General features: G+C 70.7%; 1 protein-coding gene. It reads right to left on the bottom strand.

Features of this window, described 5'->3' with window-relative positions; genetic code table 11:
• Window positions 1–812, bottom strand: an 812-nt coding sequence (locus GJ693_RS16375; protein WP_197042317.1) for a DUF4403 family protein, incomplete at both ends; no start/stop codon positions are given.

Raw genomic sequence — 812 nt, 5'->3', positions numbered from 1 at the left:
TGGCGGTGGGCGTGGCGGGCTGCGCGCCCAGCACCACCTCCGCCAGCGCGCCCAACCGGGCATCGATGCGCAGGTCCCGCCGTTCCACCGCGATGCCCTCCACGGCCAGCGCCTGCGGGGTCAGCCGCAACCAGGCCGGCGGGTTGCGGCGGTTGATTGATTGCACCGAGAAGCCCTGCCGCCACAGCCGCTCCAGCCGGGCCCGGATCGGCAGGGCCGCCAGCCGGCGGGCAAGATCGGTTTCCGCCTTGGCCAGCACTGGCGCCAATTTCTGGTCAGCCTTTTCGGTGAGCCTGATCTCCTCGCCGAGCACGGAGACCGTGGGCTCCTGGCGCCAGTCATAGGTGAGGTGAATGCGGGCTTGCAGATGGCCATCGGCCGACAGGGTGGGCGTCAGTTCGGCGGTGATCAGCGCTTCGGCTTCGGTGCCTTCGCGTTCGATGAGCCCGCCAATATCGCGTGCTTCCAGCCGGGCAAACACCGGCATGGCGAGGTGCAGCCGGCTACCGCGGCCCGATAGGCGGATTGGCCCGCGCTCCACGTCGCCGATGATATGGCAGCGCACATCGGGCGTGACTTTCAGCCGGGCGCCGAACAGATTCACCCGGGCGGCCTTCACGCAGACGCTACCGGGCTGATCAATCTGCCACAGCAGCTGCGGCACCGCCTCGTTCACCGCTGATTCCAGCAGCGCCAGCGGCACCCGCACCGGCAGTGCGATGCTGGAGGGGGCAGGCGGCGGCAGCGCGCCTGGCGGCGCGCGTGGCGGCGCGGTGGCAATGGCGGCGGTGCGCGTGTCTTGCAGCAGGCGC

Source organism: Sandarakinorhabdus oryzae, assembly GCF_009733735.1.
In the GTDB taxonomy this organism is placed as follows: Bacteria; Pseudomonadota; Alphaproteobacteria; order Sphingomonadales; family Sphingomonadaceae; genus Sandarakinorhabdus; species Sandarakinorhabdus oryzae.
Note: the sequence above shows the minus strand (reverse complement) of the source record. Positions and strands in the feature narration are given on the sequence as shown.